General features: G+C 41.4%; 6 protein-coding genes and 1 pseudogene. 4 read left to right on the plus strand and 3 right to left on the minus strand.

Translation table 11 applies throughout. From position 1 onward, the window contains the following. Positions 1 to 377 (minus strand): hypothetical protein (locus ACEW9J_RS09515; protein WP_373544888.1); only part of this gene is annotated, 377 nt, incomplete at its 3' end. Positions 378 to 404: 27 nt separating this feature from the next. Between ACEW9J_RS09515 and ACEW9J_RS09520 the strand changes: the two genes are divergently transcribed. After that, positions 405 to 716 (plus strand): hypothetical protein, encoded by a 312-nt coding sequence (locus tag ACEW9J_RS09520; protein WP_373544889.1) that lies wholly within the window; start codon positions 405 to 407, stop codon positions 714 to 716. 587 nt (positions 717 to 1,303) lie between these two features. On the opposite strand, the gene ACEW9J_RS09525 is transcribed toward ACEW9J_RS09520, so the two are convergent. Both ACEW9J_RS09525 and ACEW9J_RS09530 read right to left on the minus strand, forming a co-directional pair. Then, a complete protein-coding gene (locus tag ACEW9J_RS09525) occupies positions 1,304 to 2,566 on the minus strand; it encodes a relaxase/mobilization nuclease domain-containing protein (RefSeq protein ID WP_373544890.1) in 1,263 nt (420 codons plus the stop codon). Further along, positions 2,566 to 2,964: a hypothetical protein gene (locus ACEW9J_RS09530; RefSeq protein WP_373544891.1), complete on the minus strand. Its 399-nt coding sequence runs from the start codon at positions 2,962 to 2,964 to the stop codon at positions 2,566 to 2,568. Before ACEW9J_RS09530 ends, ACEW9J_RS09525 begins: the two co-directional genes overlap by 1 nt. Before the next feature lie 525 nt (positions 2,965 to 3,489). Here ACEW9J_RS09530 and ACEW9J_RS09535 point away from each other — a divergent pair. From ACEW9J_RS09535 to ACEW9J_RS09545, 3 genes and pseudogenes are all read left to right on the plus strand, one after another. Beyond that, positions 3,490 to 3,912, plus strand: a complete 423-nt coding sequence (locus tag ACEW9J_RS09535; RefSeq protein ID WP_373544892.1) for a hypothetical protein — start codon at positions 3,490 to 3,492, stop codon at positions 3,910 to 3,912. 5 nt (positions 3,913 to 3,917) lie between these two features. Continuing rightward, positions 3,918 to 5,036 (plus strand): hypothetical protein, encoded by a 1,119-nt coding sequence (locus ACEW9J_RS09540; protein ID WP_373544893.1) that lies wholly within the window; start codon positions 3,918 to 3,920, stop codon positions 5,034 to 5,036. A 1-nt stretch (position 5,037) separates the two neighbouring features. Continuing rightward, positions 5,038 to 5,629 (plus strand): annotated as a pseudogene (locus ACEW9J_RS09545) (cobalamin biosynthesis protein CobQ); the annotation flags it as partial.

The following is a 5,629-nucleotide window of genomic DNA, read 5'->3' on the forward strand; positions in this document are numbered from 1 at the left end:
ATTGACTGTCGATTTAGCTTGTGATAATAAGCTGCCTTTTCTTTTTCGACTAGATGGCTATACCAAATAAACGAGCTAATAAAAGCTATTGCCATTGCTACTGCAATTCCATTATATTGATATACGTTAAAAAATCTTGCAGCTAGAACTAGTAAGGAAATAACACCAAAGATACCAGATATCGAAATCAAATTAGAAGGTACGAACTTTTCTGTTACAACTGAAGTCAATTGACGATCGAGGGTTTCTTCAGTAAGTACTTTTTGCCTTACTTTAATCAACTTAGGAAAATTTTGTTCGATCGTTTTTGGGAATAAGACACAAGGGTAAACTCCAGGGTTTTGCGGAATTTGAGTTATTGAAGTAAAATTAGACATAGCTGAAGTGAATATGAGGAGGCATATATGGCAAAGCCATCAGATTTTTGGGCAAATTTCAAGAAACAATGGTATGACGAGGAAACCGGAGAATTGCAAGAGCCACATCGAACGCAACTGATCGGACAGGGTGTTACTTTATTGCAGATTGCTCAGATGGAAGATGAAGTTCGGGCGGAGATTGTCGAGTTCGATCGATTAGATCGCGAGAACCCAGAGATAGATGGTGAAACTTATAACGATCGACGACTACGATTACGGGCGAAGAACAGTAAAATTCCTGTTGCACAAAGAATAGCCCTCGAAACTGGAAATTTCAATCCCGACAAAAATTATTAAATTTGACGATCGCTAATCATCAATTATTTAATCTGGACTTATCCTGAAATAAGTAGCGCATCGTTGACACTGATACGTTCTCTGCCAATTTCTTTTTTTACTAGGGTATTTTATTGTACTAGTTATTACAGCTCGTACAGAAACCAGCAATATAATCACACGTAAAATATTTAATAATATGTGTCCAGACCCATTAGGTATTAGGGGATTGGATGCCAGGAAATTAGGTATTGGAATATGTGTCACCTGAAAAAACAAACCTAACATAACAGCTAATATAAATATTATAAATGGAGAAGTAAGCCAGATAAATCCACAAATTGATGCCCAGCCACATCCGACCATTAACGGATTTACTGGAGGGCTGGCACTTTGAGATGCCATTGTCGAGCTATTTGTAAAAGCATCGATTCCAATATATGCCGATATCGTTCCACTAGCGTTTCCTCGCTCGTAAATTAAAGATAATTTTTTGCAATCTTCAGAGTTACATTCAGGGCAAACATACATAGTTTATTTCCTTTATATCTACTTGACAGTAGAAGCAGCCAAACTTAATAAAACGTGAATTATTTCGATTAAGGAATTTACATTGATAATCTATTCTCATCTTTTAATCGTTCATCTTCTTCTTGAATTGTGGTTAATTCAACATTTAAAGAAGCTAAATTCAATGGTTTAGAGATTTGTACGTTTACTCCTGGCAATATAGCCGCAATTTCTTCCTGTGATTGTGAGTTTGAAGTGGTTTCGATCGATCTGCTTCCACGACCTTCCTTTTGCTGTTGTGGAGTAATTTTATTTAACCGTTCGAGTAGCTGTACGTCTCGCAGATCGATGTCTGGAAATCCACTAGGCTCCCAATCATTTCCAACTCTAGTCGCATTTAGCATTAGCTTGTTTGGACGAATGCGATAGACACTTAAAGTATTCCCATCACACTTAATTTTGATGCGACCGTTCTCGAACTTTGTTTTCCCACCCAACTTCATTTGAGCTAGCTCGGTGATACGATCGAAGATTTCTCGATTTGCTAGATTTAACTTCACAGGTCGATCTTGAATGCGAAGATTTGCTTCTTTCATCCGTTCTAAGTCTCGGTCGTCTGGAGTTAAACTGTTGCTTACTACTTGCCAACTAGCCCCAATATCACTACCTTTGTAAGCTTTTCCATCATGCAGGAAGGTTACGCCACGAACTACGTTTTTTGATGTCAGGTTAAATCTAACATCAACTCTATTTTTTGCAAGTTCGCCAAGCCACTGTTCTAAACCGATATTGATTCCTAATGAATTACCTACAATTTCAACAATTTCTAGGTCTAAGTTTGCTATCTTAATTTCTTGTTTGCGGATCTTGGATCGTTTGACATCCCATGATGATGGGATCTGGCGCAGCCCAAACTCGACTTCAACTTTACGCAGAGCATCTTGAATTTTGTACATGTCCCATTCTGGATGGACGTGTTTGCCAAAGACATTCACTCCGTTTGTAACGATATGTATATGATCGTGGTCGTGTGTTTCATCGTGTCCGGGATCGTCTCGATGATGGTCGATGGCAATGTACTGACATTCTTTGTATCCCAGTTCTTCTAAAACGCGTAAGGTAATTGCTTCTTTAATTACATCGTCTACTCGTCGATCCTCCGGTGCAAAGGCAATTGAGAAGTGCCTAACTGGTTTATTTACGCGCCGATTGAGATTGCTAACTTTGCGAAATTCAATTGCCATGTCGTTTTGAGTTTTACTTTCTAGGCAACTGCTGATAATTCGCGGTTGCTTGTCGGGGTCGAGTAAATAACTTAGAACCCCTCCAAAGCCGTTACCTTTGCTAATCTTTCCAATCATTAGCTTTTAGCTCCAAGCTTTTGAATTCTCTTGGCGATTAGTTGGTTAGCCGCTGCAATTTCTTTCAGGGTTTTGCTATCGACTTCGATCGATCGTCCTTCTTGATTGGCTATATTTACACCTCTGGCGATTTGATTGAGGTTATTGCCCTGAGCGATATATTCTCTTCGGATCAGAGTAAGTTCTGCATACTCGTCCTGGCTCAACCGTTCTTGTTTGAGTCGTCTGAGCGTTCGATCGTTTATCGTGCCTCGATGGAGCAGGAACTCAGAGCGGTTCATCCTAACTGCTCTAGACTCTGATTCGATAATCTCCAACTGTTCGTCACTGGCGCGTAGACTGATGTGATTGACTTTTTGTGGGGGTTTACTGTCAGCTTTAGAGATATTGATGCCCATTACTCATTTCTCACTTTTCTCAATGGTTTTAGCAATGTTAGTTACAAAGTAATAGCTTGTAGTCTAAGCTTGTGTTGTAGGTTTGTATTCTACATGATACATACATATATCTAATCAGGGGGGTTCTAGGGGTACTCCCCTAGCCAGCCCTTACCGTCTGAAATCGCCAGATTTCAGATGTGCGTAGCACATAGGTATGGCTGGCTCCCCCTCAAACTTACCACATCAATCGAAGTCAGTAAATACGGAAGATTGAAAGGAATTTTGAAAGTCTAGGGGTAAAAAATGCTGAGGTTAGTAACAAGATCTATGAATGCACTCCAGCAGCACTGGAGCGATACTGGTAGAAGACTGGGTTAAAACTGAAGTAGAACTGGAACGGACTGCCAGCATTCTAAGAAAATATCGAGTGTTTTCTCAGCATAAACTACTAATAATAAGCATAACAATCGTATTTTCCATATAAAAGGGATATATTTAGTAATGGATGAGAACTTCTAAAATTTTATGGGTAAAGCGAGGGATTTGTTCCGAATTAATTTCGTAGCAGGGAAACCATTAGAGGTGCTACTGGCTAAGTTCCTTAAAAGTATTGAAGGAACGGGAAAGGAAAAGGTTATTGCGGCACTATCAGCTTTTTATCACTCGATCGCCTTGTCCCAAGAGCCAGGTGTGTCTCTCGGTCGAATCGAGTTAGCAGCCAGTCAAGATCTTGCCAAACTGCGAAATCAGATCGATTACATCATTAATTATCACCGGATTACGAACGGCATCGAATTAGCCGCTCGTTCTGAAGCTTCTACGACTGAGAAGATTGCCCCAGCAGTCGAGCATTCCATTTCTTCAGGAGAACGCTATGCAAATGAGACACTATTGACAATTCCAACGGTAATCGCTCGACTCCCACGATCGGATGAAACTTATGACTATACTATTTTTGATGAGTAATTGCGGTGGCTAGACCCAAACGGCAAAAAATCAAGCTAGCAATTGACTTTGGTGGAAGTTCGACTAAGGCAATTATTGAGATCGACGATCGCTCGATTCCATTAGTGATGTCGCCAGAAGTTATTGAAATTGGCACTATCGATCTCGACAACTACCGCCACCAAAGCAGCCTAGATCTATGGCATCGTTCTTTCGTTGGGGTGAAGGATCGTTATTTTGCGATTGGGGAATTAGCAGTAAGCTTAGGAGCCACTCAAGCTCTCAAACGTCTCAAATCTGAAACTATAGTTTATAAGTTACTCGCGATCGTCTCGGTTTTTGCACAAAGATTGGAGCTAGGTAACAGCTTCGATTTGGAACTGGGGTGTTTGTTACCACCTGGGGAGTTTGCCGAGCGGGAACGATTGCAGATCAAGCTACTGGATGCTCTGAGTGATTTTGACACGCCGCTCGGTCGGTTCACAGTTCGCACGATCGAGGCACAGTATCATCCCGAAGGCATGGGAGTCGCCCATTTGTACCATATCAATCGTCCGCACGTAACGGGTAAAGTCGGCACGATTATGGCCGGACATCGAAACATCAGTTGTTATGTGATGCAGGGCAGGCAACCCGTCAAAAAGGCAACATCAGACTTGGGGTTTCAATCGTGGATCGAGCTGATTATCGATCGGACTTCCGGCTATGAATTTGGGACGCTAAGTATTGCTGTCGCTAGATACTGGACTGATAATGACAAAATTGCATTAGGGGAAATTCTCCGGCATCGTGATGCTGTAGAACGAGAGTTTGAGTTAGAACATTTAGTTAAGGTAATTAAATCAACTCACATTACTTATTGGAGAGCGATTAATGATTGGCTAGATGATAAGTTTCCATCTGTCGAGGAAGTGATGTTGTCTGGGGGTGTAGCCGATGTTCTCAAGGCAGATTTTATCGCATATTTGAAGGAGCGGTTGCCCACTCGCGCCGATTGTGGCAATCGGCAGGGAATTTTTAACGATCGGGTATTCAAACAGATTCCCGACTTAGGCGTTCCCAACGGATATCAATCGCGATTTGCTGATGTTTATTGTTTATCGCAATATCTGATGACCAGATCGGTAATTAAAACTAGGAGTTAAAATGAGCAACGATACCAGCACTAAAACAGTCAGTAAAGAGGTTAGTAAAGATGTCACCAGCATTATTATCATTGGTGGTGTCAAAGGTGGATTGGGCAAAAGTATCATTGGTGGGGTAGCTGCATTTCAGATGCAAGCCGCGAAATTATCGTTCGAGTTAGTCGATGCTGATGCCGATACACCAAATGTCGGGTTGACTTATGAGCGGGAACTGTACGAGCGGTTCCGCAATAATCAGTTAGCACAAGTTAGTGCAACATTAGTGTTAGGAGATAAAAATCAGCCACTACAGCAGGTCGAGCAAATTACTTTTTCTGGGGAGGCTGGTAATTACTTTGCCGCAGATAAAATCATTACAATAGCTGAGAAGAAAAACGTTCTCGTTGTCTTACCAGCATTACCAGCGTGCGATCTCGACCGCTGGCTCGACCAAAACGATATCGTCGGAATGTTAGCCGATCCAGAAAATACGATCGATGTCATCCATTTCTTTGTCACGAACGGTACTTCTGAATCACTTCAGCTTTTTAAAGATTCAGTAGAGAGTAGCAAAGGCAAGATTCCCCACGTCTTAGTCTTAAATCATGGTGCTG

This window comes from Chamaesiphon sp. (assembly GCF_041737865.1).
Taxonomy (GTDB): domain Bacteria; phylum Cyanobacteriota; class Cyanobacteriia; order Cyanobacteriales; family Chamaesiphonaceae; genus Chamaesiphon.

Excerpts from the sequence above, each read along its gene's own strand:
- ACEW9J_RS09520 (WP_373544889.1), top strand. The coding sequence starts at position 405 with ATGGCAAAGCCATCAGATTTTTGGGCAAATTTCAAGAAACAATGGTAT.
- ACEW9J_RS09525 (WP_373544890.1), bottom strand. The coding sequence starts at position 2,566 with ATGATTGGAAAGATTAGCAAAGGTAACGGCTTTGGAGGGGTTCTAAGT.
- ACEW9J_RS09530 (WP_373544891.1), bottom strand. The coding sequence starts at position 2,964 with ATGGGCATCAATATCTCTAAAGCTGACAGTAAACCCCCACAAAAAGTC.